Annotated in this window: 15 protein-coding genes and 1 pseudogene; 6 read left to right on the forward strand and 10 right to left on the reverse strand. The window is 75.8% G+C overall.

Features of this window, described 5'->3' with window-relative positions; genetic code table 11:
* Window positions 1-260 precede the first annotated feature (260 nt).
* The 4 genes and pseudogenes from ACF053_RS06935 to ACF053_RS06950 form a co-directional block, all read right to left on the reverse strand.
* Window positions 261-1301, reverse strand: coding sequence for an N-acetylglucosamine kinase (locus ACF053_RS06935; RefSeq protein WP_391952900.1), 1041 nt, complete (start codon window positions 1299-1301; stop codon window positions 261-263).
* Entirely contained in the window at window positions 1292-2557 is a 1266-nt protein-coding gene (locus ACF053_RS06940) for a 6-phospho-beta-glucosidase (protein WP_391953199.1), read from the reverse strand. The genes ACF053_RS06935 and ACF053_RS06940 overlap by 10 nt, the downstream gene beginning before the upstream one ends.
* A gap of 124 nt (window positions 2558-2681) precedes the next feature.
* Window positions 2682-2809, reverse strand: a pseudogene (locus ACF053_RS06945) (carbohydrate ABC transporter permease); the annotation flags it as partial.
* Window positions 2810-3208: 399 nt separating this feature from the next.
* The gene (locus ACF053_RS06950) at window positions 3209-4549 is read right to left on the reverse strand and encodes an ROK family transcriptional regulator (RefSeq protein WP_391952901.1); all 1341 of its coding nucleotides are present in this window, start codon (window positions 4547-4549) and stop codon (window positions 3209-3211) included.
* A 369-nt stretch (window positions 4550-4918) separates the two neighbouring features.
* Here ACF053_RS06950 and ACF053_RS06955 point away from each other — a divergent pair, with 369 nt between their 5' ends.
* Entirely contained in the window at window positions 4919-6808 is a 1890-nt protein-coding gene (locus ACF053_RS06955; protein ID WP_391952902.1) for a LamG domain-containing protein, read from the forward strand.
* Between the two features lie 97 nt (window positions 6809-6905).
* Here ACF053_RS06955 and ACF053_RS06960 read toward each other — a convergent pair whose 3' ends face one another.
* Window positions 6906-8015, reverse strand: a complete 1110-nt coding sequence (locus ACF053_RS06960; RefSeq protein ID WP_391952903.1) for a mechanosensitive ion channel family protein — start codon at window positions 8013-8015, stop codon at window positions 6906-6908.
* Window positions 8016-8251: 236 nt separating this feature from the next.
* Between ACF053_RS06960 and ACF053_RS06965 the strand changes: the two genes are divergently transcribed.
* On the forward strand, window positions 8252-8788 hold the full coding sequence (locus ACF053_RS06965) for an HNH endonuclease (RefSeq protein ID WP_058945299.1): 537 nt from the start codon (window positions 8252-8254) through the stop codon (window positions 8786-8788).
* Window positions 8789-9219: 431 nt separating this feature from the next.
* Here the strand turns inward: ACF053_RS06965 and ACF053_RS06970 are convergent, their stop codons facing one another.
* Window positions 9220-12270, reverse strand: coding sequence for a beta-N-acetylglucosaminidase domain-containing protein (locus ACF053_RS06970; RefSeq protein ID WP_391952904.1), 3051 nt, complete (start codon window positions 12268-12270; stop codon window positions 9220-9222).
* Window positions 12271-12579: 309 nt separating this feature from the next.
* Here ACF053_RS06970 and ACF053_RS06975 point away from each other — a divergent pair, with 309 nt between their 5' ends.
* The 3 genes from ACF053_RS06975 (at window position 12580) to ACF053_RS06985 (ending at window position 15234) form a co-directional block, all read left to right on the forward strand.
* Window positions 12580-12798, forward strand: a complete 219-nt coding sequence (locus ACF053_RS06975) for a hypothetical protein (protein ID WP_391952905.1) — start codon at window positions 12580-12582, stop codon at window positions 12796-12798.
* A gap of 70 nt (window positions 12799-12868) precedes the next feature.
* On the forward strand, window positions 12869-14977 hold the full coding sequence (gene malQ, locus ACF053_RS06980; protein WP_391952906.1) for a 4-alpha-glucanotransferase: 2109 nt from the start codon (window positions 12869-12871) through the stop codon (window positions 14975-14977).
* Window positions 14978-14997: 20 nt separating this feature from the next.
* Window positions 14998-15234, forward strand: a complete 237-nt coding sequence (locus ACF053_RS06985; protein WP_391952907.1) for a hypothetical protein — start codon at window positions 14998-15000, stop codon at window positions 15232-15234.
* A gap of 400 nt (window positions 15235-15634) precedes the next feature.
* Here ACF053_RS06985 and ACF053_RS06990 read toward each other — a convergent pair whose 3' ends face one another.
* Entirely contained in the window at window positions 15635-16210 is a 576-nt protein-coding gene (locus ACF053_RS06990) for a MarR family winged helix-turn-helix transcriptional regulator (RefSeq protein WP_391952908.1), read from the reverse strand.
* A gap of 136 nt (window positions 16211-16346) precedes the next feature.
* Here ACF053_RS06990 and ACF053_RS06995 point away from each other — a divergent pair, with 136 nt between their 5' ends.
* Window positions 16347-17279, forward strand: coding sequence for an EamA family transporter (locus ACF053_RS06995; RefSeq protein WP_391952909.1), 933 nt, complete (start codon window positions 16347-16349; stop codon window positions 17277-17279).
* 467 nt (window positions 17280-17746) lie between these two features.
* Here ACF053_RS06995 and pepN read toward each other — a convergent pair whose 3' ends face one another.
* The 3 genes from pepN to ACF053_RS07010 all read right to left on the reverse strand — a co-directional run bounded on the left by pepN (window position 17747) and on the right by ACF053_RS07010 (window position 25011).
* A complete protein-coding gene (gene pepN, locus ACF053_RS07000) occupies window positions 17747-20311 on the reverse strand; it encodes an aminopeptidase N (RefSeq protein ID WP_391952910.1) in 2565 nt (854 codons plus the stop codon).
* A 210-nt stretch (window positions 20312-20521) separates the two neighbouring features.
* Window positions 20522-21538: an aspartate-semialdehyde dehydrogenase gene (locus tag ACF053_RS07005; protein WP_391952911.1), complete on the reverse strand. Its 1017-nt coding sequence runs from the start codon at window positions 21536-21538 to the stop codon at window positions 20522-20524.
* A gap of 179 nt (window positions 21539-21717) precedes the next feature.
* Window positions 21718-25011, reverse strand: coding sequence for a S8 family serine peptidase (locus tag ACF053_RS07010; protein ID WP_391952912.1), 3294 nt, complete (start codon window positions 25009-25011; stop codon window positions 21718-21720).
* Window positions 25012-25057 lie beyond the last annotated feature (46 nt).

A 25057-nucleotide genomic window follows, 5' to 3' on the forward strand; every position in this document is an offset into this window, starting at 1 on the left:
CCCGCGCCGTCCGCGCCCGCGACGGTCGGTCGACCCGCCCCCGGGTGCGGTTCGCCGGCGGCGATCCCCGCGCGTGACCCGACCGGCAGCGTCCCGCGCGTCCCCGTCACCCCGGGGGCGGCAGGTCGGACCCCCGTCACCCCGGGGGCGGCAGGTCGGACCCCCGTCACCCCGGGGCCGGTAGGGCGGACTCCCACCGCCCCGGGGGCCCGCAGGCCGGACCGCCGCCACCCCGGGCCCCGCGGGTCGGACCCTTCGTCTCACCGCCCGTGGTCCACCGCCGCCCGGTTCGCGGCCGCCGCGTAGTGCGCGCGCAGCGCCGCCCCGGCCGCCGCCGGGGCCGCCACGTGGTCCAGCCCCAGCAGCGCCGCGCCCAGCACCGGCGGCGCGGTCACCACGCGCGGTACCGCCGCGGGCGCCCGCTCCCGCAGCAGGGCGACGATCCGGGTGTCCAGGTCCCGGTGCCCGGCCGCCAGGACGCTCCCGCCCAGCACCACCGGCACCGGGACCCGCGCGTGGTCCAAGTCCAGCCGCTCCAGGGCCACCCCCGCCATGGCCACGACCTCCCCCGCCAATCGCTCCACCAGCCCCCGCGCCACCGGGTCGCCGGCCGCGGCGACGGCGAACAGCACGGGAGCCAGCTCGTGCCGCCGCCGGGCCGGGATGCGGCCCAGGTGCAGCGCCTCGATCAGCGCGCGCATCGACGCCAGGCCGAAGTGCGCGGGCAGCGCGCGGGCCAGCTCCGTCGGCCCGCCCCGCCCGTCCTCGGCCCGCGCCGCGTGCCACAGCGCCTCGTCCGCCAGACCGGCACCGCCGCCCCAGTCCCCGGAGAGGCGGCCCACGGCAGGGAAGCGGGCCGTCCGCCCGTCGGGCAGCATGCCGACGCAGTTGATGCCCGCCCCGCACACCACGGCGACGCCCCGCGGCTCGTCGACCCCGGCCCGCAGCACCGCGAACGTGTCGTTGCGCACGGTGGTCGAAGCGCCCCAGGCGCGCGCCCCCACGGCGCGGGTGAGTCGTTCCTCCTCCACCGGCAGGTCCGCGTTGGCCAGGCACGCCGACACGTGCTCCGCGTACGGCCCGCCACCGCGCGCGTCCCACCGGGGCGCCGCGTCCCGCACGGCCTCCCGCACCGCCGCCGCCACCACGTCGACGGCCGCCTCGACCCCCACCACCTGCGGTTGGAAGCCGCCGCCGCGCGCGGCGGCGAGGACGGTCCCGTCGGCGGCGACGAGCGCCACGTCCGTCTTGCTGTTGCCCGCGTCGACCGCGAGCACGGCCGCGGCCGGGGTCACGCCCACGCCAGGTGCTCCCGGTTGTGCGCGACCAGCCGGTCCGTGAGCGTGTCGGCGTACCCGTACTGACCGACCAGCGGGTGCGCGAGCAGCGCCCGGAACACCCGCTCCCGCCCTCCGCGCAGCGCCGCGTCCAGCGCCAGCTCCTCGTACGCGGCGACGTGCGCGACGAGCCCCGCGTACAGCGGGTCCAGCGGGCGTACCGGCAGCGGCCGCACGCCCGTGCCGTCCACGGCGGCCTGCACCTCCACCACCGCGTCGTCCGGCAGGAACGGCAGCGTGCCGGCGTTGCGGGCGTTCACCACCTGCACCGCACCGCCCCGGCCGCCGAGCAGCGACGCCACCAGGTCGACGGCGGCCTCCGAGTAGAAGGCGCCGCCCCGCTCGGCCAGCAGCGCCGGCTTCTCGTCCAGCGCGGGATCGGCGTACATCCGCAGCAGCCGGCGCTCCATGTCGGCGACGGCGGCGGCCCGCGACGGCCCGGCCCGCAGCTCGTCCACGACCTGGTCGTGGGCGTAGAAGTACCGCAGGTAGTACGAGGGGACGACGCCGAGCCGGTCCAACAGGCCGCGCGGCAGCCGCAGGTCGTCCGCGACCGCGTCGCCGTGCTCCGCGAGCAGTGCCGGCAGCACGTCCGGCCCGTCCGGCCCGCCGAGCCGTACGCCCAGCTCCCACGTGAGGTGGTTGAGCCCGACGTGCTCCAGGTGCACGTCCGCGGCGGCCGCGCCCAGCAGCGCCGCGAACTTCCGCTGGAGGCCGATGGCGACGTTGCACAGCCCGACCGCCCGGTGCCCGGCGTCGAGGAGGGCGCGGGTGACGATGCCGACGGGATTGGTGAAGTCGACGATCCAGGCGTCCGGGGCGGCCCGCCGGACCCGCTCGGCGATGTCGAGGACGACCGGCACCGTCCGCAGCGCCTTGGCGAGACCGCCCGCGCCCGTCGTCTCCTGCCCCACGCAGCCGCACTCCAGCGGCCACGTCTCGTCCTGCTGCCGGGCCGCCTGCCCGCCCACGCGCAGTTGGAGCAGGACCGCGTCCGCGCCGTCGGCGGCCGCGTCCAGGTCGGTGGTGGTCGTGACCTTCGCCGGATGGCCCTGCCGGGCCAGGATCCGCCGGGCCACCCCGCCGACCACCTCCAGGCGCTCGGCCGCCGGATCGACGAGGACCAGCTCGTCGACGGGCAGCGCGTCCCGCAGCCGCGCGAACCCGTCGACCAGCTCCGGGGTGTAGGTGGAACCACCGCCCACCACCACGAGTCTCATGCCACCCGCGTTCACCGCGTTCACCGCGTTCACCGCGTTCACCGTCTTTACCGCGTCGGACGTGTTGGATGTGCCGGACGTGCCGGCCGTGCCGGCCGTGCTGGACGTGTTCAAGGTGTTTCCCCTACCCCTTCACTCCGGTGAGCGTGACGCCCTCGACGAAAGCCTTCGGGCGAAGAAGAACACGACGACGACCGGTGCCATCACGAGCACCGCCGAGGCCATCGCCAGGTTCCCGTCCGTGTGGTCCGCGTGCAGTTCCACGTCCGGGGCGCCGGATCCGCCGGCGCGCACCGCCTGCTGGATCTTGTCGTCGGTGACGTCGGGGACGGCCTCCACCGTGATGTCCGGGTGCGCGTCCTCGAACGCTCGATGCCCGCGTCGACCGCCGCCACTTCCCTGGGCGCGGACCAGCGGTGCCAGAAGGTGAGCGTCCCCTTCGTGTGCGGGGCGTCGTGGTCCCCGCCGCCCGCCGAGCCGGTACAGCCGACGCGGGCCAGGGCCAGGGCCATACGCGCGGCGGCCGTGCCGAGCGGACGCGAGCGCGGGCGCCGGTGCCGGAGCGCGGGCAGGGACGCGGGCGCGGGCACGCTCACCCCGAGCGGCCGCGGGCGGGGGCATGGCGGGTCTCCTGTCGTCGGGGACGGACGGTCAGCGCACGGAGGTGTCGAACACGTCGTCGCGGGTGGCGGCCAGGGCGACCTCCAGCGCGCCCCGCAGCACCGGGTGCTCCCGCACGCCGCCGAGGACCAGCCGCGGCCGGGTGGCGGCCAGCTCCCCGAGCTCCGCGCGCACCCGCTCGCACAGCGCCTCGCCGCCCGCGACGGCCACGTCGCCGGAGAGCACGACCAGCTCCGGGTCGAGGACGGCGACGAGCGAGGCGAGCCCGGTGGCCAGCCCGGTGGCGTAGACGTCGAGCAACCGCGCGTACGCCCCGGCGAGGGTGCCCCCGGCGCCGGCGCCGGTCCCGACGGTCACGCCGGCCCCGGCGGTCACGCCGGCCCCGGCGGGCTCCGCGTCCCCACCCGCCCCGACGACCCCGCCCGCCCCGTCAACCCCGGCGCCCGCCCCGGCCGCCGTCGAGCCGGCCACCGCCGGGTCGGCCGCCGTCGCCCCGGCCACCGCCGCGGCGGCCCGCTCCAGCAGCCGCACGGCGACCTCCGGGTACGGCCCCGCCGGTACGTCGAGCCCCAGCTCGCGGGCCAGCCGGGGGAGCACCTGACCTCCGGCGAGCTCCTGGAACCCGCCGCTGCCGGCCTTGGCGACGTTCCGTACGAGCGGCGCGCCCGGCACCGGCATGAACCCGACCTCGCCGGCGCCACCGGTGTACCCGCGGTGCAGCCGCCCGCCCAGCACGAGGGCCGCGCCGAGGCCCTCCTCGCTCCACAGCAGGACGAAGTCGCCGTACCCGGCGGCGGCGCCGAGACGCTGCTCGGCGACGGCCACGAGGTTGACGTCGTTCTCGTACTCGACCGGTGCGGGCAGCGCGGCGGCCAGCTCCTCCAGCAGGGTCGGCCCGTGCCACCCGGGAAGGTGCGAGGCGTACCGCAGCCGGCCGGTCGAGGGGTCGAACGCGCCGGGCGTGCCGATCACGAACCGGTGCACGTCGCCGAGGGTCAGCCCGGCCGCCTTCACCGCGCCGTCCAGCGCCTCGGTCACCTGCCGCACCGCCCCGGGTCCGCCGCGCCGCGGGGTGCGCAGCTCGAACTCCCCGACCACCGCACCGGTCACGTCGGCGACGGCCGCGCGGACGCGCCGCGGGTTCACGTCGAGCCCGGCGGCGTACGCGGCCCGCGGATTCACCCCGTACAACTGCGCGTTCGGCCCGGGCCGCCCCTCGCTCGTCCCGGTCGCGACGACCAGCCCGGCCGCCTCCAGCCGCGCGAGCAGCTGCGACGCGGTCGGCTTCGACAACCCGGTCAACCGCCCGATCCGCGCCCGCGACAGCGGCCCGTGCTCCACCAGCAGATCGAGCGCGGCCCGATCGTTCATCGCCCGCAGCACACGGGGGGTGCCGGGGACACCGAAGCTGCTTCCGGACAAGGGGCGCGCACCTGCCTTCGACCACGGCCGGGACCGCGTCACCAGCCACTGTCAGGAAAGTTTCCTGTTTGCTTCCTGCGACGGTAGGACCGGCGTGATCCCGCGTCAACACCCTCGGCGCCGTCCTCCCGGGAAGGCATCCGAGAGGACGGAGGACGACTCGAACGGCACGCTCCAGCCGCCGGAGGGTCGCTTTGTCGCCACGAGCCGCGCCACCGTCGATAACGCGTTGACTCCGTGCCGTTCCGCTCCGTAGCGTCGCGTCGATCACTCTGCGTCGTATGTTCGATCCGGGTGAGGATTCCGAGGGGGGATTCCATGCTTGTCCCGTCATCCCGGCCGCAGGTCGGGCGACGTGCCGGACGGCCGCGCGGCCGGTTCCGGTTCACCGCCGCGCTGGCGGTCGGCCTGCTCGCGGCGGCTGCCGTACCGCCGGCGTACGCGACGACCGCCACCGACGATCCCGTGCCCCGCGCACCCCGCGTCACGTCGCTGGGACCGTACGAGGAGTGCACGACCAACCAGTGCGCCACGTACGGCGCTTCCGGCCTGCCGGGCCGGTTCCGCTTCACGCCGGACCCCGCCGACGAGGACGTCACGAGCTACCGCGTGCGCGTCGGCGGCGAGGTGCACACGATCAGCGCGGCGGAGGCCGAGTCGTTCGCGTTCGTGCCGCCCACCGCGGGGTTCTACGTGCTCTACGTGGAGGCCGCCGACCGGGGTAGCCGCTACGGGCCGGAAACCACGTTCTCCTTCAAGGTGGGGTACGTCGAGGAGGCCGCCCGCTGGCGCTTCGACGACGGGCTGACCGACCCGTCCGCCACGGTCGCCGCCGACTCCGGCGTCCGGGGAGCGCACCAGGACGCCGCGCTCCACACCGACGGCGACCCCTGGTCGCGGCTCGCCCGTGCCGGGGACCGCGACCGCGCCCTGCTGCTGGACGCCCCGGGGGAAGGCCGGCCGCAGGAGTACGCACAGACCGCCCGGCCCGTCGTGGACACCTCCCGGCCGTTCACGGTGTCGGCCTGGGTGCAGCTCGCCGACACCGGCGCGGACCGCGTCGTGCTGTCCGCGCCCGGCGAGCACGGCTCGGCGTTCGAACTGCTCTACTCGGCCGCCGACCGGCGCTGGGCGTTCGGCAGGACGGCCCGGGACGAGCCCGGCGCCCCGCGGGTGCGGTCCCTGGCGACCACCGCCGATCCGGCGCGGAACGCCTGGACCCACCTGGCGGGCGTCTTCCACACCCGGCACGACACCGACCCGTCCAACGACACGGTCCAGCTGTACGTCAACGGTCGCCCGCAGGGCAGCCCCGTCGTCCTCGCCGAGGGAGCCCCCGCCTACGAGCCGTGGACGAGCACGGCGGGTCTGCAGTTCGGCCGCGGCCGTACCGGCGGCGCGTACGACGGCCACTTCCTGGGCCGGATCGACGAGGTCCGCGCCTGGCAGTGGGCGCTGACCGCGGACGACGTGCGGAACGAAACGGACGTACGGGACGCCGAGGGTTATCCGGCCGTGCCGCTGGCCGCCCACTGGGACGCCGCGTCGGCCGGGGACGGCCGTGTGCCGCAGGTCGGCCCGTACCCGGTCGGGGACATGGCCCTCTCACCCGCCGGCGCCACCCTGGACGCGGAGGAAGGCAGCGTCCTCCTCGACGGGGTGGCCGGGCACCTCTCGGCGACCGGGCCGGTCGTCGACGAGACGGGGTCGTTCACGGTGTCCGCCCGGGTGCGGGTGGACAGCGCCGGTCTGGAGTCCAAGCCTGTCGGCTACCGCGCGCTGGTGGCGGGCCAGCGCGCGGGTTCGGAGTACTCCTGGGCCCTGTGGGCGCGGAAGACCTCGCCGGAGACGTGGCGCTGGGAGTTCTCCCGCACGGTCCTCGGCCCCGACGGCGAAAGCACGGACACGGCCACCGTGGGCAGCAACGAGGTTGTCGCCGCGGACACCTGGGTGGACCTGACGGGCAGCTACGACGCCTTGGACGGCAACGGGCGGCTGACTCTCTACGTCGACGCCTCCTGGCAGTACGGCTCCGGCGCATCCGAACTGAACGGCGTCCAGCAGGGCGGTGGTGTCCTGCGGGCCGGTGGTGACGCCCGCGACGGCGCGACCACCGAGCACGCCCTGCCCGGGGCGCTGAAGTCCGTGCGGGTGTGGACGGGCGCGCTCACCGGGGACGACCTGTGGCGGCACGTCCTGCCGCAGTGACCGGGCCCGGACCGACGTGAAGGCGCCCCCTCCGCTCGTGTGGAGGGGGCGCCTTCGCCCGCTGGACGGCCCGGCGCCGGGCCCCGGTCGCCGCGCGTCAGCCCTTCGACAGGTTCGGGCCCGTGGACGGCTGGGGTATCGACGGGGGGTGCTGGAGGGGGGTCGCCGCCAGGGACTGGGGGGTCGTCGGGGAGGCGAAGGCGGACGGGGCGGCCATCGCGGCCGTCGGGTCGGCCGGGGCGTCCTCCGCCGGGAGCGGGACGCCGCCCACGATGCGGATGCCCGCCGCGTCGAAGGCGCGCTTGAGGCGCCAGCGCAGCTCCCGCTCCACGCCCAGCGCCTTGCCCGGCATGGTCTTCGCCGCGACGCGCAGCGTCATCGAGTCGATGAGGACCTCCGTCAGGCCCAGCACCTCGATCGGGCCCCACAGGCGCTCGTTCCACGGCTCCTCGGCCGCCATCTCCTCCGCGACGCCCTCGATGGCCTTGCGCAGCGCGTCCAGGTCCTCGGTCGGGCGGACCGTGACGTCGACGGCCGCCGTCGCCCAGCCCTGGCTGAGGTTGCCGATCCGCTTGATCTCGCCGTTGCGGACGTACCAGATCTCGCCGTCGGCGCCGCGCAGCTTCGTCACGCGCAGGCCCACCTCGATGACCTCGCCGGAGGCGACGCCAGCGTCGATGGAGTCGCCGACGCCGTACTGGTCCTCCAGGATCATGAAGACGCCGGACAGGAAGTCCGTGACCAGGTTCCGCGCGCCGAAACCGATCGCCACGCCCGCCACACCGGCCGAGGCCAGCAGCGGCGCCAGGTTGATCTGGAAGGCGCCCAGGACCATCAGCACCGCCGTGCCCATGATCAGGAACGACGCCACCGAGCGGAGCACCGAGCCGATCGCCTCCGACCGCTGGCGGCGCCGCTCGGCGTTCACCAGCAGTCCGCCCAGCGCCGTGCCCTCCACGGCCTGGGCGCTGCGGTTCATGCGGTCTATCAGCTTGGTCAGCGCCCTGCGGATCAGGAAGCGCAGCGTCACCGCTATGGCGATGATCAGCAGGATCCGCAGGCCGGTGTTGACCCACGTGGCCCAGTTCTGCTCGACCCAGCCGGCGGCGGCGCCGGCCTGGCGGGCGGCCTCGTCCAGCGTCACGGGGGCCGGGGGGGACGGGGTGGATTCGGTGGGCGGTACGGAAGGCGGGGCCGACCTGAGCACGGTGGACAACCTCCTGGGATCACGAGCGGGTCACAACCATTTAACGGCGTCGGCAGGGGGGTTCGTCGCACTGTTCGAGGGAGAGCCTCGTCTCATGTGGGGATGACCACGGTGTGGTCGAAAACACCTCGGGCCCGTTACCGCCATGTGGTGGCGCTTCGACCTGGCATGAGGAGAGACTGAGAGCAGATCGTCCCGGCGCGAGCCACGCGCCGCCGGCGTAATAGGAGGCATCCGTGCCGCATGTCCTGGTCCTCAACGCGTCGTACGAGCCCCTCGGCGTCGTACCGCTCCGCCGCGCGCTCGTACTCGTCCTCGAGAACAAGGCCGTGTGCCTCGAGGAGTCCGGCGCCTTCATGCACAGCGCTACCCGAGCCATCGCCGCCCCCAGTGTCGTGCGGCTGAAGCGGTTCGTGCGGGTCCCCTACCGGGGGCCCGTTCCTCTGACCCGCAAGGCGCTCTTCGCCCGTGACGGAGGGCGCTGCATGTACTGCGGTGGCGTCGCAACCAGCGTCGACCACGTGGTCCCGCGCAGCCGGGGCGGCAAGCACGCCTGGGACAACGTGGTGGCCGCCTGCCGCCGCTGCAACCACGTCAAGGCCGACCGGCACCTGCGCGAGCTGGGCTGGCGGCTGCACCAGCCGCCGGCGCCGCCGTCGGGGCTCGCGTGGCGGATCATCGGCACGGGGCATCGGGACCCGCGCTGGCTGCCGTACCTGCAACCGTACGGCGCGGATGACGCACTGGCCCGGATCGACGGCATCTCAGCCTGAGGCCCGGGCCCCGTCGTAGGCGGGTCCGGGTCCGGGTGGGCGCCCCGGGCGGACCGCAGGCGCGGGGCGGGGCGCGTCGTGGTGCGGGCGGGCGGGGACCACCGGGGGTGGTGGGTGCCGGTCCGTCGTTCCGGCGTGCCCGCGTACGGGGGCGGCGGGCGCGGTCCCGCGGGGTGGCCGTGCCCACCCGTTCCGCCCTGCGGAACGCCTGCCCACGACCACACGGGCTCCGGCCCCGCCCGCATGGGCCACCGCCACCACCCGGGCGCGCCGCCCGACCGCGCCCGGCCCACCGCGCCGCTCAGCCCACCGCGCCGCCCCGGCCCCGGCCCACCGCGCCGCCCCGGCCCCGGCCCACCGCGCCGCCCCGGCCGCGCCGCGCCCGGCCCCGGCCTACCCCGCCGCCCCGGCCGCGCCGCGCCCGCCCCGGTCTACCCCGCCGCCCCGGCCCCGCCCGCCCGGCCTGCCGTGTCGCCGGCTGCGGGTGCGCCCTTCCGGGCGGCCGGTGGGCGGGCGGTCTCCGTGACCGCGTACGCCTCCACCGCGTACAGGGAGTAGCCGTACTTCGTCGCGCGCTCCTCGCCCTGGATGCGGAGGTAGCGGGTGCCGGGGGCGTCGAAGCGGACCGTCTCGCGGGCGCCGCGGCCCTCGCGGACCGTCGCTGCGGTCCGCCAGGTGCGGCCGTCGGCCGAGACCTGGACGCGGTACCGGGTCGCGTACGCGTCCTGCCAGTGCAGGACGACCTGGCCGACGCGCGCCGGGCGGGCCAGCTCGACCTGCCACCACGCGCCGTCCTCCGCCGGGGAGGACCAGCGGGTCTCCGGGTCGCCGTCGAGCGCCGCCGGGGCGGGGAAGTCGGGCGTCTCGTCACCCGAGGAGGTCGCCGTGCCGGTGCGGGCCAGGTCGGGGCCGCCGGTGCGCGGGTAGGCGCGCACGGTCAGCGTGCGTTCCTCGCCGGCGAAGGCGAGCCGCACCTCGTACGTGCCGACCGGGGTGGTCGCCGGGACGGTGACCGTCACGGGCACCTTCGCGGCCGTGCCGCGCGGCACGGCCGTCAGCGCGGGGACGGTCACCGTGACGCCCTTCGGGGCCCGGACCGTGAGCGCCCCGCGGACGGCCCCGGGGCGCTGCGCGGAGAGGAGCGCGTCGACCCGCTGGGGGCCGCCGCCGATCACGACGTCCGTCTCGGCGCGCGGCAGCTCCAGAGCGGCCTGCGGCTGGTCCGCGAACCACGGCACCAGGGAGCGCACGGGCGGCTCCGGCGCGCCCTGCGGCCAGGACACGCGGACCGCGTCGGCGCGGACCCCCGCGCCGGGCGTCTGCGTCCAGCCCGTGGGCGACAGGGCGCCGAGCCGGCGCCACCCCTCGCCGGGCACGTGCACGTCGACGCTGCCCGTGCCCGTGCCGGGCCCGGTCAGCGCGGTCACCGCCTCCAGGGGCCGCACCCGGCCGAGGTCCACCGTGTACGAGGTGGCCGTGCGGTACGGCTCCCCGGTGGAGCGGGACGCTCCGGTCCACTCGGCCGCCGCGTCGAGGGCCCGCTCCAGGAACGGGTCGAGGACGCCCTGCCCCACCTTCGCGGGGCTCGCCGCCAGGTCCCGGCGCATGGACTCCAGCTCCAGCTGGGCCTTCCAGGCGGCGGCGCCGTCACCGCGCGCCTGTGCCTGGAGCATGTCGACGGCCCTCTCGCCGGCCCGGCCGTACCGGGCGAGCTGCTCCAGCCACGGCCGCACCTCGTCGTCGAACCGTCCGTCGGCGGGGGCGGTCAGCGCGTCCGGGGCCTCCCGCATCACGGTGAACGCCGCCCGCAGCTGCCGGGCGGCCCGGTCGCGGGTGGCGGCGGGGACGCCCGCCGAGGTGCGGGTGTGCCAGAAGCCGGTCAGCAGCGGGCGCAGGTACGCCGACTCGCCGGACGGGTCCAGCAGCGACGAGGCGTCGTTGCCGGCCAGCGCGCCCAGGGCCCGGCGGGCCGCCGGGTCGCCGCCCGCGAGGTCGTCCAGCGCGGCCCGCCAGGACTCCTGCGGGCGATAGCCGCGCGGGTTCCACGCGAAGTCCGCGGCGGTGAAGACGGGGACGCGGGAGGCGGACGCCTGCTCCATGGCGTTGGCGAGGAGCGCCGCCGACCCGGCCGCCACGGCCGGCTCGCGGCCGGTGTACGGGCCGAGGAAGATACGGTCCTGCGCGTAGTCGTTGACGGGGTAGTTGTCCATGGTGACCAGCGGGTGCCGGAACACGTCGCGGGCCTCGGCCAGTTCGCCGCCGCTGATGGTGCGCGGCACGACGCCGACGCCCGTCCACGCCACCTGGACGCGCGCGTCGAGGGTGTCGGCGAGCGTCGTGCGGTAGTCGGTGGCGCCGTCCTGGTAGTACTCGGTCGGCATCAGCGACAGCGGCGCGGCGTCCGGGTGGTGCGCCGTGAGGTGCCGGGACAGTTCGCTCGCCACGCGGGCGTGCGCCCGCGCCGCGCCCCCGGGGCCGCCGCCGAAGGCGTCCGCGTCCCGCGAGCAGTGCCACTCGTCGTACCCGGCGTCCTGGAACTGCAGCTGGAAGGCGCGCACCCCGAGGGCGTACATGGCGTCGACCTTGCGCTTGAGCGCCCGCAGGTCGTCGTCCGAGGCCAGGCACATGGACTGGGCGGGCGCCACCGCCCAGGCCAGGGTCACGTGGTTGGACCGGGCCCGCTCGGCGAGGCGGCGGAACTCCGCCCGCTGCGCCGCCGGGTAGGGGTCGCGCCACTGGGCCTGCCGGTACGGGTCGTCACCGGGGGCGTAGAGGTACCGGTTCTGCTTGGTGCGGCCCATGAAGTCGAGCTGGGCGAGCCGCTGGTCGTGGCTCCAGGGCCGGCCGTAGAAGCCCTCCGCCAGGCCGCGCACGGCCGTGCCGGGCCAGTCGCGGACCACGACGCCGGGCACGGTCCGGTCCGCCGCCACCAGCTGGCGGAGGGTCTGCACGGCGTGGAACAGCCCGTCCGGGCCGACGCCGTCCGCCGCGACCGCGTCCCGGCCCTGGTACCGGCCTGTCGCGAGCCGGTAGCCGCCGGCGGGCAGGTCCCCGCGCTCGGGCACCCGCAGGGCGCGCAGCACGCTCTGCGCGCCGTCCCCGCCCCACCACACCACCGGCCCGCGGGCGCCCGCGGGACCCTGCGGCCCGGCGCGCAGCACCCGCCGCACACCGGCGGCGCGCAGGACGTCCTCCAGGGCGGCCACGGCGTACGGGTCGGCGGACGCGTCCGCGACGAGCGTCACCTCGTCCCCGAGGCGCACGGCTCCACCCGCGGCCCGCAGGGACTGCGGGCGCGGCCACACGGCGGGCGGCACCGCCCCGGCGTCGCGGTCGGGCGCCGCGGCCGCGGGGGCGCCGGGCCCGCCGGGGGCGGCCAGGGCGCCGGGCGCGCCGCCGAGCAGACCGCCGAGCACGGCGACCGCGATGGCGGTCGCCGTGCCCTTGCCGCGTCCGAACTGCGCGAGCTGGCCGAACTGCACGCGCGTCTCCCCTCGTCCTGCGTGGTTCTGCGGGTAGCTTTGCCGGTGCCGTACCGGTGTTCTGACTGGTTGTCGGACAGGGTCGTCCGTCCGGTGGGTGTCGAGCCCACCACCCCCTCGGCGAAGGTGTCAATGTGCGTGGCCGATGTGTCGGATTTGCACACCGGGCCCTGCGGGCCGGGCGCCGTCGCCCCGCGCCCGCGCCGGACGCGGGGTGTGAGCAGCGCCACGTCCGGTGGATGCCCGGGCGCGCGATGGGTAGGGCTGGGTCGAACCGCCGTTCCTGTCGTCCAGTACCGGGAGGCCGCCATGGCCGCGTCCGCACAGCTCCTCCTCACCGCCCTCTCCAAACAGGTTCCGTCCCCCCGGCCTGTCTCCTGCCCGTTCTCCGGGCCCCTCACCAGCGAGCCGCCGCTCGCCGACGCCGCGCCCCTCACCAGCGAACCGCCGATCTACGACGCCACGCCCCTGACCAGCGAACCGACCGCCCGCGGTACGGCCGGCGGACCGGAGTCGCCCCGTACGTAACGCCGCACCGGCACGGGGGCCGCGCGATCCGACCCGATCGACCCGTCCCCCCGAGCGTCCAGGAGGCCGAATGACCCTCGCCCGGCTCGCATCGCTGCACGGAGTGGCCACGGCCTACTCCCCGTCCCCGGGCGCCACGGTCCCGGTCCCCGAAGCGACCGTGGTCACCGTCCTCGGGGCGCTCGACGTCGACGCCACCACCCCTGCGGCGGTCCGCGCGTCGCTCGCGGCCGCCGAGGAGGCGGCCGCCGCGCGGCTGCTGCCGCCCACGGTGGTGGTGTGGCAGGGCGACGAGCCGTCGGGACGCCCCCGGCCGCTCGCCGCCCTCCCCGCGGGCAGCGCGCTCCACGTCACGCTGGAGGGCGGCTCGGCCGCCGCGTCCCCCGTCCCGTGGGCCGACCTGCCGCCCGGGATCCACACCCTGGAGGCGCGGGCGCCGGACGGGCGGACCGGGCGCGCCGCCCTCGTCGTGGCACCCCCGCGGGCGCCGCGCCCCGCCGCGCCCTGCCACGGCGTGCTCGTCCAGCTCTACTCGCTGCTGTCCACCCGCTCCTGGGGCATGGGCGACCTCGGTGACCTGCGCGAGCTCGCCGACTGGGCGGGCCGCTCGCTCGGCTCGGGCTTCGTCCAGGTCAACCCCCTGCACGCCGCCGTCCCCGGCACCCCGACCGACCCGTCCCCCTACCGGCCCTCCTCGCGCCGCTTCCCGGACCCGGTCCACCTGCGGGTGGAGGACGTGCCGGAGTACGCCTACGTCACGGGGGCCGCCCGCGCCGAGCTCGACGCGCTCGCCGGGCGGGCCGGGGAGCTGCGCGACGGCGTCCTGCGCAAGGGCGAGCTGATCGACCGGGACGCCGTGTGGGTCCTGAAGCGGCGCGCCCTGGAGATCGTCGCCGACGTGCCGCTCGGCCCCGGCCGGCAGGCCGCGTTCGACGCCTTCCGCGCCGCGCAGGGGCAGGCCCTGGAGGACCACGCCACCTGGTGCGCGCTGGTCGAGCGGTACGGCGCCGACCGCGCCCCGTGGCCGCGGGGGCTGGACGACCCCCGGTCCGCCGCGACCGCCCGGGCCCGCGAGGAGCTGGCCGACCGCGTCGCCTTCCACCGGCGGCTGGTCTGGCTCACCGACGGCCAGCTGGCCGCCGCGTCACGGGCCGCCCGCGACGCCGGCATGGCCGTGGGCGTCGTGCACGACCTGGCCGTCGGCGTCCACCCCGACGGCGCCGACGCCTGGGCGCTGGGCGACGCGTACGCGCGCGGCATGTCGGTCGGCGCCCCGCCGGACGCCTTCAACGCCCGCGGCCAGGACTGGGGACTGCCCCCCTGGCGCCCCGACGCCCTCGCCGCGTCCGGCTACGCCCCCTACCGCGAGCTGCTGCGGTCGCTGCTGCGGCACGCGGGCGCGCTGCGCATCGACCACGTCATGGGCCTGTTCCGGCTGTGGTGGGTGCCGGCGGGGCTGCCGCCCACGGAGGGCACGTACGTCCGCTACGACGCCGACGCCATGCTCGCCGTCCTCGTCCTGGAGGCCCACCGCGCGGGCGCCGCCGTGATCGGCGAGGACCTCGGCACGGTCGAGCCGGGCGTCCGGGACGCGCTGGATCGCCGGGGCGTGTGCGGCACGTCCGTCCTGTGGTTCGAACGCGACTGGGAGGGCGACCGGCGCCCCCTGCCCCCGGAGGCGTGGCGGGAGGACTGCGTCGCCACGGCCACCACGCACGACCTGCCGTCCACGGCGGCCCGGCTGAGCGGTGAACACGTGGACCTGCGCCACCGACTGGGCCTGCTGACCCGGCCGCTGGCGGAGGAGCGCGCCGAGGACGCCCGGGACGTCGCCGAGTGGCTGGCGTACCTGCGCGGGCTCGGCCTGCTGGACGCGGACGCCGGGCGGGACGAGGAGGCCGAGGTCCGCGCCGTGTACCGCTTCCTGCGCCGCACGCCGTCCCGGATGACGGGGGTGTGGCTGCCGGACGCGGTGGGGGACCGGCGCCCGCAGAACCTGCCCGGCACCTGGGACCAGTACCCGAACTGGCGGCTGCCCCTCGCCGGCGCGGACGGCCGCCCGCTCACCCTGGAGGAGCTCGCCGCCTCGCCCCGGCTGCGCGCCCTCATGGCGGAGCTGGACGCCGCCGGCGCCCCGGAGCGGCCTCCTACGGCACCCCCGGGCGCGCGGGGCGAGTAGGCGTTCGCTACGTTTGCTCCGTGGACAAGAAGAACGCCCTGCGCGCCGGCGCCGTCGCGGCCGGTACGACGCTGATGATGCTGCTCATGTCGTCCCCCGCGCTCGCGCTCACCCGCGACGACGGCGACGACCCGGGTTCCGGCCTGTCCGTCGTCGAGACGCTCGGCCTGTACGTGGTCGCGCCGATCGCGCTCTTCGCGGTCATCGCGGGCCTGGTCATGGTCCTCGACCGGTCGAAGAAGCAGCACCAGGGCTGACGCCGCCTCCCGCTCTTCCGGGGCGCCGCGCGACGGGGTGACCCCCGCCGCGCGGCGCTCCGTCGTGTCCGCGCCCGGGTACGGGCCGGGTCCGCCGCCCGCGCGCGGGGGCCGGGGCCTGCCGCCCGCGCGGACATCGGGCGGCCCGACCGCCGGCTCGCCCACCCGCCCTTCCGTGCCCCGGGCCGTCGGGCCGTCCGTGCGCCGGGTGTCGGGCCGCCGGCCTGTCCGTGCGTCGGGCGCGGGGCTGCCGGCCCGTCCGGCGCGTGGGGCTGCCCGTACGCCGCGCCGGCGTCGCCCGTACGCGCGCCCGGCAGACCTGACCGTACGCCGTCGGCCTGCCGGCCGCCCGTACGCCGTCGGACCGCCCCTCCGCCCGTGTCGCGCGGGGCGGGCCGCGTCATCCGGCCGTCGTGCCGAGCAGCCGGCGCAGCAGCACGGCCAGCTCCTCGGCCTCCCGTTCGTCGAGCGCCGCCTCCAGCGCCTCGCGCTGCACGGCCAGCCCGGCCGCCACCGCCCCGTCCACGACCTCCCGGCCCCGGTCGCTGAGGGTCACCCGCAGGGCGCGCCGGTCGTGCGGGTCGGGGCTGCGGCTCAGCAGCCCGGCCCGCTCCAGCTTGTCCAACCGGCCCGTCATGCCCCCGGTCGTCAGCATCAGGGTGTCCGACAGCTGCCGCGGGGAGAGCGTGTACGGCTCCCCGGAACGGCGCAGCGTCGCCAGCACGTCGAACTCGCCGCGTGAGACGCCGAAGGGCGCGTAGGCGCGGTCCATCCGCTCACCCATCGCGTGCGCCAGCCGGTACACCCGGCCGAAGACGGCCATCGGCAGCGTCTCCAGGTCGGGGCGTACGACCGCCCACTGTGCGGTGATCGCGTCGACCGCGTCGGCGGCTTCCGCGGGGGCGCCGGGGTGTGCGGGTGCGCCGGTGCCGGCGGGGGCGTCGGGGGCCGGCGTGGAGATGGGGCTCGCGTTCATGGCCGCAGTCTTCCCGCGCGGCCCCTTCGCTCGCAAGCAAGCAACACGACGGTAAGCAACTCACCCGCAAGTACCTTGCCAATAATTAGCTTAGCGCTAAGCTAATTACCACCAAGCTATCGATCGGAGGGTCGCCATGCCGTCCCGCACCGCTGTCGTCGCCGTGACCGCGCTCGCCCCGGTGTCCTGGGGCACCACCTACGCCGTGACCACCGAGTTCCTGCCGCCCGACCGGCCGCTGTTCACCGGGCTCATGCGGGCCCTGCCCGCCGGGCTCGCCCTCCTCGCCCTCACCCGCACGCTCCCGCGCGGTGCCTGGTGGTGGCGGTCCGCCGTGCTGGGCGCGCTGAACATCGGTGCCTTCTTCCCGCTGCTCTTCCTCGCCGCGTACCGGCTGCCGGGCGGGGTCGCCGCGGTGGTGGGCTCGGTCGGGCCGCTGTTCGTGGTCGGTCTGGCGGCGCTGCTGCTGGGCGAACGGCCCACGGTCCGGGCCCTGTCGGCGGCGACCGCGGCGGCCTTCGGGGTGAGCCTCGTGGTCCTCACGGCGGGCGCCGCCTTCGACTGGGTGGGCGTGGTGGCCGGGCTCGCCTCGTCGGCGTCCATGTCCGTCGGCACGGTCCTCACCAAGCGCTGGGGCCGACCCGCGGGGACCGGACCGCTCGCCATGACCGGGTGGCAGCTCACCGCGGGCGGGCTCGTCATCGCGCCGGTCGCCTTCCTGGTCGAGGGGGCGCCGCCCGCGCTCGACGGGGGCGCGCTCCTCGGTTACGCCTACCTGGCCCTGGCGAACACCGCGGTCGCCTACTGGCTCTGGTTCCGCGGCATCGGGCGCCTCTCCGCCACGTCCGTGACCCTGCTCGGGCCGCTCTCGCCGCTCACCGCCGCCGTCGTGGGCTGGGTGGCGCTCGGGCAGTCCCTGGGCCCGGTGCAACTGGTCGGCATGGCCGTGGCGTTCGCGGCGACCGTGACCGGGCAGATCGCGCCGCGGCGAGTGCGACCTTCCGGCTCCGCTGAGCAGACCGGTCCCGGAGTCCCCGTGGACCTTGCCGTTCCGGCGGTGCGGCGGTAGGACCCGCGGGCGACGGACCCGCCGTACGGGTGGGAGGGGACACCTGCGCGCGGCCGCACGGGACCACGACGACCGGTACGCGCCCGCCCCACCGCCCTGACGGCCACCGACCCGGCGGGAGGCAGGCCCTCCCACCCAAGGCGGCAGGCCACGGCCCGAGGCGGCAGCACTGCCCTCCCGCAAGGTGAGGTCTGCCCGGCCCGAGGCGGCAGCACTGCCCCCCCCCGCAAGGTGAGGTCTGCCCGGCCCGAGGCGGCAGGTCCCCCCCGCCCAGGGCGGTAGCACCGCCCGGCCCGAGGCGGCAGGGCCCCACCCGGCGGTCGGACCGTCCGGACTCCGCGGGCGGGACCGGGCCGCCCCGCGACCCGGACGACGGGAGCGCCCCACCGACCCGGTCGATGGGGCGCTCCCGTCGTCCGGCCGGGGCGCCGCGCGCAGGTGCCGCACGGCGCCCCGGCCGCTGCCGGCTACTTGTCGGCCGCCTGCGCCTTCAGCGCGCGCTCGACGCCCGCGCGGGACTCGGAGACCAGTCGGCGCAGTGCCGCGCTGGGCTCCGCGTCCGCCAGCCACGCGTCCGTGGCGGCGAGGGTGGCCTCGGACACCTGGAGCGACGGGTACAGGCCGACGGCGATCTGCTGGGCCATCTCGTGCGAACGCGACTCCCACACGTCCTTGACGACGGTGAAGAACCGCTCCGTGTACGGGGCGAGCAGCTCACGCTGGTCGGTCTGGACGAACCCGCCGATCACGGCCTCCTGCACGGCGTTCGGCAGCTTGTCGGACTCGACGACCGACGCCCACGCCTCCGCCTTGGCCTCCGCCGTGGGCCGGGCGGCCATGGCGGTGGCGGCGTGCCGCTCACCGGCCGCGGTCCGGTCCCGCTCGTGCTCGGCGGCGATCTCCGCCGCGCCGAACCGGCCGGTCGCCGCGAGCCGCTCGACGAACGCCCAGCGCAGCTCGGTGTCGACCTCCAGGCCCTCGACCGTCTCGGTGCCGTCCAGCAGGGCGTTCAGCAGGTCGAGCTGCTCGTCCGTGCGGGCGGTCGCCGCGAAGGCGCGGGCCCACGCCAGCTGGTGGTCGCTGCCCGGCGCGGCCGCGCGCAGGTGCTCCAGGGTCGCCTCCGTCCAGCGGGTCAGCCCGGCCTCGCGCCACTGCGGCGCCGCGTACAGGTCGAGCGCGAGCTTGACCTGCCGGTGCAGAGTCTGGACGACGCCGATGTCGGTCTCCTTGGCGATGCCCGACAGCACCAGGTCCAGGTAGGCGCGGGTGGCGAGCTCGCCGTCGCGGGTCATGTCCCAGGCGGAGGCCCAGCACAGGGCGCGCGGCAGCGACTCGGTGAAGTCGCCGAGGTGCGCGACGACGTTGCGCAGCGACTCCTCGTCGAGCCGCACCTTGGCGTACGACAGGTCGTCGTCGTTGAGCAGCACGACCGCCGGCCGGCGCTTGCCGACGAGCGCCTCGACGCCGGTCAGCTCGCCGTCGACGTCCAGCTCGACCCGTTCGGTGCGCACCAGCTTGCCCGCGTCGTCCAGGTCGTACAGGCCGATGGCGATGCGGTGGGGCCGCAGGACCGGCTCGCCCTGGGCGCCGGCGGGCAGGGCCGGGGCCTCCTGCTTCACCGCGAACGACGTGATGCGGCCGTCGGAGCCGGTGTCGACGACCGGGCGGAGGATGTTGATGCCGGCCGTCTCCAGCCACTTCTTCGACCAGTGCCGCAGGTCGCGGCCGGAGGTCTCCTCCAGCGCGCCCAGCAGGTCCGACAGGCGGGTGTTGCCGAAGGCGTGGCGCTTGAAGTACGCCTGCACGCCCTGGAAGAAGGCGTCCGTGCCGACGTAGGCGACGAGCTGCTTGAGCACCGACGCGCCCTTGGCGTACGTGATGCCGTCGAAGTTGACCAGGACGTCGTCGAGGTCGCGGATCTCCGCCATGATCGGGTGCGTGGACGGCAGCTGGTCCTGCCGGTACGCCCAGGTCTTCATCGAGTTCGCGAACGTGGTCCACGAGTGCGGCCAGCGCGAGCCGGGCGCGGCGGCCTGGCAGGCGATCGACGTGTACGTGGCGAACGACTCGTTCAGCCAGAGGTCGTTCCACCACTCCATGGTCACGAGGTCGCCGAACCACATGTGGGCCAGCTCGTGCAGGATCGTCTCCGCACGCACCTCGTACGCCGCGTCCGTCACCTTCGACCGGAACACGTACTGGTCGCGGATGGTCACCGCGCCCGCGTTCTCCATCGCGCCGGCGTTGAACTCCGGCACGAACAGCTGGTCGTACTTGGCGAAGGGGTACGCGTAGTCGAACTTCTCCTGGAACCAGTCGAAGCCCTGCCGGGTGACCTCGAAGATGGCGTCCGCGTCCAGGAACTCCGCGAGCGACGGCCGGCAGTACACGCCCAGCGGCACGACCTGCCCGCCCGGGCCCTCGTACGTCGAGTGCACGGCGTGGTACGGGCCGACGATGAGCGCCGTCACGTACGTCGACATGCGCGGCGTCGGCTCGAAGGCCCAGACGTCGCCCTGCGGCTCCGGGGTCGGCGAGTTCGAGATGACCGTCCACCCGGCCGGCGCCTTCACGGTGAACCGGAACGTCGCCTTCAGGTCCGGCTGCTCGAAGCTGGCGAACACCCGCCGGGCGTCCGGCACCTCGAACTGGGTGTAGAGGTACGCCTGGTCGTCGACCGGGTCGACGAACCGGTGCAGGCCCTCGCCGGTGTTGGTGTACGCGCAGTCCGCGACGACCCGCAGGTCGTTCGCGCCGCGGCGCAGGTGCTTCAGCGTGATCCGGGAGTCCCGGAAGACGGACGCCACGTCGAGGTGCCGACCGTTGAGCACCACCTCGTGGACGGCGGGCGCCACCAGGTCGATGAACGTCTGCGCGTCGTCCTCGGCGGACTCGAAGCGCACCGAGGTCACGGACCGGTAGGTGCCGCCCTCCTGCGCGCCGCTGAGATCCAGGTCGATCTCGTACGCGTCCACGGTCAGCAGCGCCGCGCGCCGCTGCGCCTCTTCGCGGGTCAGGTTCGTGCCAGGCACCCGTTCATCTCCTCCATGTACGACTTTGGGGGCCATCCTTCCACGCGCGGAGCGGATCACGGAGTGGGAAAACGGGGTGCGCGGGGCGAGGGCGGCGGGCCGCGGCGGACACGGGCGGCGGGGCGCGCGGGCCGAGGGCGGCGGGGCACGCGAAAAGGGGCGCCTGCGCCGTTCGGCGGAGGCGCCCCGGGGGCGTGGCGGCGCGGCGCGTCAGCCCCGCAGCTCCCGTGCGACCAGCTCGGCGATCTGCACGGCGTTCAGCGCGGCGCCCTTGCGGAGGTTGTCGCCGGACAGGAACAGCGCCAGACCGTTCTCGACCGTCTCGTCGACGCGGATGCGGCCCACGTACGAGGCGTCCTTGCCGGCCGCCTGGAGCGGCGTCGGGATCTCGGAGAGCTCCACGCCCTCGGCGTCGCCGAGCAGCTCGTGGGCGCGCTCCACGCTGATCGGACGCGCGAAGCGGGCGTTGACCTGGAGGGAGTGGCCGGAGAAGACCGGGACGCGCACGCAGGTGCCGGAGACCTTCAGGTCCGGGATCTCCAGGATCTTGCGGGACTCGTGGCGGAGCTTCTGCTCCTCGTCCGTCTCGAAGGAGCCGTCGTCGACGATCGAGCCGGCCAGCGGCAGCACGTTGAAGGCGATGGGGCGCTTGTACACGCCGGGCTCCGGGTACGCCAGGGCGGCGCCGTCGTGGGTGAGCTCCGTGGCGCGGTCGGCGACGGCCCTGACCTGGCCGTCCAGCTCGGCCACGCCGGCCAGGCCCGAGCCCGAGACGGCCTGGTAGGTGGTGGCGACCAGGGCGGTCAGCCCCGCCTCCTGGTGCAGCGGCTTCAGCACCGGCATGGCGGCCATGGTGGTGCAGTTCGGGTTGGCGATGATCCCCTTGGGGCGGTCCTTGACCGCGTGCGGGTTCACCTCGGAGACGACCAGCGGCACCTCGGGGTCGCGCCGCCACGCGGAGGAGTTGTCGATGACGACGGCGCCCTGCGAGGCGACCTTCTCCGCGAGGGCCCGGGAGGTGGCGCCGCCGGCGGAGAACAGCACGATGTCGAGGCCGGTGTAGTCGGCCGTGGCGGCGTCCTCGACGGTCACGCCGTCCAGGAGGGTGCCCGCCGACCGGGCGGAGGCGAACAGCCGCAGCTCCTCGACCGGGAAGTCCCGCTCCGTGAGGATGCTGCGCATGACCGTGCCGACCTGACCGGTGGCTCCGACGATTCCGACCTTCACGGGGACTCCTCCGTACGTACGTGCTGGGCGCTGGTCCATGATGCGTCGGCCCCCGGCCGCCTTGTCCAATCCATTGTCCACGGGGTGAGAAGGACCACGCGGGGGCGTGGGGCGGTCCGGGAAGGGGAAAGGGCGGGCGCCCGCAGGACGCCCGCCCTCACGCTCCGTATCCCTCCAGATTACGGAGTGGCCCCGCCGATCACGACGCTGCCGGAGCCCGCGGCGGTGCCGCGCGCGTTGAGCAGCTGCACCTCACCGAAGAACCGGCGGCCCTCGGGGGCGGCGTCGGTCACCACGACCTCGGCGCCGAACCGCGCGGAGGCGCCGTTCGCCAGCGACACCGTCGAGGCGGCGTCGACGCGCACCTCGCCGAGCGCGGAGGAGAAGTACACGTCCTTGTAGTCGAAGGCGGTCTCACCGGCCGGGACCGAGTAGCCGTCGACGACGATCGTGTACGTGCCCGCGGCGGGCTTGACCAGGGACACCGACTCCTCCGAGTCGCCGTCGGCGGACGAGCCGACCTGCACGCCGTCGCGCAGCACCGTCAGGTCCAGGTCGGCGGCCTTGTCGGAGACGTTGCCGATGGCGACGTCGAACCGCTCGACACCCTCGCCGAGCTGCACCGTGGTGCGCTGGACGGCGTGGTGGGCGAGGGTCGGACGGGTGACCTTGGCGGAACCGAGCGGGCCGCCCCGCAGCTTGCCCTCCAGCGCGGCGAAGCCGTTGGTGACGGTCCACTGCACCGGCGCGGCCTTGCCGGGGGTGACCTCCGGCAGGGTCTGGACGGCCGGGTCGAACGTGGCGCCGAGCACGGCGACGTCCAGCTTGTACGGGTTGTCCAGCAGCGGCGACGTGCGGCGCGACTCGACCTCGATCTCCCAGACGCCCGGCTGCGGGTTCGGGTAGGACCGCAGGTCGGGGCGGCAGGTGTTGGCCGGGTTCGGGTAGTTCGGGTAGCAGTTCACCGTCGACGTGGGGTCGGACGGGACGCCGTACGGGTGGATCGCGACGAACCGGGTCTGGCTGTCCTTCGCCAGGCCGCCCAGGGAGACCTCCAGGGACTTGGCGCCGGCCGGCACGTCCACGAAGTACGAGCGGTGGCTGTTGCGCTGCACCGAGCCCTCGGCCGACAGGGCGAAGGCCGGCTTGGCGAGCTGCCCGGCGGCGACGACGGTCGTCAGGACCTGCTTGTCGATGCCGCGCGTCCGCGGGTCGGTGATCTCCAGGACGGCGCTGTGCACGCCGGCGCTGCGCGGCTTCGCGGCGACCTTCACGGTGACCGGCTTGTTCAGCGGCAGGTCCACCTCGTCGCTGCCGACGACGCGGAAGGTGCGCTCGTGGTTGTTCTCGAACCACAGCTCGTGCCGGACCGGGCGGTCGGCACCCGTGGTGCGGGTGACGGTGATCTCGTAGACCTTCTCCTGGCCGACCTTGGCGCCGCCCTCGCGGTCGTACAGGCCGGTGCCGAGGCCGGGCTCGGCGAGGAACTGGTCGAGCGCGGTGTCGACCGGCGCCTTGACGGTGTACTCGTGGGCGTGGGCGCCGCGGAGCACCTCCTTCCAGGCGTCGACGACGTTGATGCGGCCGGCGCCCTGCTCGTGCGCCTGCGTGCCGGGGATGAGGTCGGCCTGGCTGACCACGGCGGTGCGCAGCTTCGCGGGCGTGAGGTCGAGGCCCTGCTGCTTGGCGGCGGAGAGCATCAGCGCCATCGCGCCGGTGGCCTGCGGGGCCGCCATCGAGGTGCCCTGGAGCATGGAGTAGCCGGCCGGCAGCTCGTAGCCCGCCTCGCGGACGGGGCCGCCGGGCGACCAGGTCTGCGTGGTGTTGACGGCCGCGCCGGGGGCGCTGATCGTCGGGGTGAAGCCGCCGTCCTCGCGCGGGCCGCGGGAGGAGAAGGGCATCATCGCGTACGGCGTGGAGACGGCCGAGCCGTAGTTGGCGGCCCAGGTCTCGCGGGACGCCGCGGCGCCGACGCTGACGACCTTGTCGGCCAGGGACGGGTCGCCGATGGTGTTGACGCCCGGGCCGCTGTTGCCGGCCGAGATGACCAGCTGGACGCCGTAGGTGTCGATGAGGCGCGTGTACAGCCGGGCGCGGGCGTTGTTGCCGTCGTTGAGCGCCGGCAGACCGCCGATCGACATGTTGACGATGTCGACGCCGCGGTTCACGACCAGGTCGATCATGCCCTCGGTGAGCGCGACGTTGGTGCAGCCGCCGCTCCAGGTGCACGCGCGCGAGGAGACCAGCTTCGCGCCGGGTGCCGCGCCGTTCATCCGGCCCCCGAAGAGGCTGTGGGCGGCGGTGATGCCGGCGACGTGGGTGCCGTGCGAGCCCTCGATGACGCCGATGTTGACGAAGTCGGCCTTGGCGCCGGCGCCGTTGTACACGACGTCCTTGCGGATCTCGACGACGAAGGGGATCCGCTCGACGACGTCGGTGGCCGGGTTGTCGGTGCCGAAGTAGCCGACCTGGAAGCCGTCCTTGTACGGCTTCATCGCCTCGTCGTCGCCGAAGTCGCCGTTGGCGTTCAGGTCGACGCGGACGGTGCCGGCGGCCGGGTCGTACAGGACGCCCCAGACGTCGGTGGTGTCACCGTCGCGGTTGAGGTCGCCGTCCATGTCGCCGCCCTTGGTGGCGGCCTCGGCGAAGGTGCGGAACCGGTACGCGCCCTCGGGCGCCTGCCAGCCGCGGCCCTCGGCGGTGAAGGACGGGCCGGACACGCCGACGTCCATCCGGCGCCAGGTGCCGTCGCCGTCGGCGACCGGGTCGGTCGCGGTCACCCAGTCGACGATCTTGCGCTCACCGGTGGTGGTCTTCTGCAGCGCCGGGTGGCCGAGGTCGACGCCGGAGTCGAGGATGCCGATGGTGACACCGCGACCGTCCGCGGCCGGCCACTTCCGCACGAAGTCGACGGCGCCCGTCTCGTGGGACGGGTTGTACGGGTTGGCCGCCGGGGTGGTGCGGCCCGGCGCCGGGTACGTCCCGGCCGTGTCCGCGCTCGCGCCCGCGCGGTCGGCGGCGGGCGTCGGGTCGTCCAGCCGGATCTCGTGCTTGAGGTCGATGCCCTGCACGCTGGAGAGCTTGGCGGCCGCGCCGATGGCGGCCTCGGCCCGCGCCGTGGGGACGGTGGCGCGCACGTAGCCGAGCTTGTCGTGGGCGACGCCGACGGTGCCGCCCTCGACCGCGTCGAGCTGCCGGGCGACCTGCTCGGTGGCGCCGGGGGCGGTCGCCACCATGAGGGTGATGTTCTTCTGGCCACGGGACTCGGCGTCGGCCAGGCGCTCCGCGTCGTCCGAACCGAGCTTGGCGGCGGCCGACTTGGCCGGTTCGGGTGTGGTCGCCGGGGGCTCGGCGGGGGCGGCGAAGGCGGGAGCGGCGCCGGTCGCGACGAGCGCGGCGACCAGGCCGGCGGCGGCCGCGATGCGGGCCGCGCGTCTCGCCCCGGGTATGGGGCTGGGGGGTTCGAGGGTCATCAGCATCCCTGTGCAGTGGAAGGACAAGTCCGGATTCCGGTACCGG

Origin of the sequence: Streptomyces kanasensis (assembly GCF_043077165.1) — a bacterium.
In the GTDB taxonomy this organism is placed as follows: domain Bacteria; phylum Actinomycetota; class Actinomycetes; order Streptomycetales; family Streptomycetaceae; genus Streptomyces; species Streptomyces changanensis.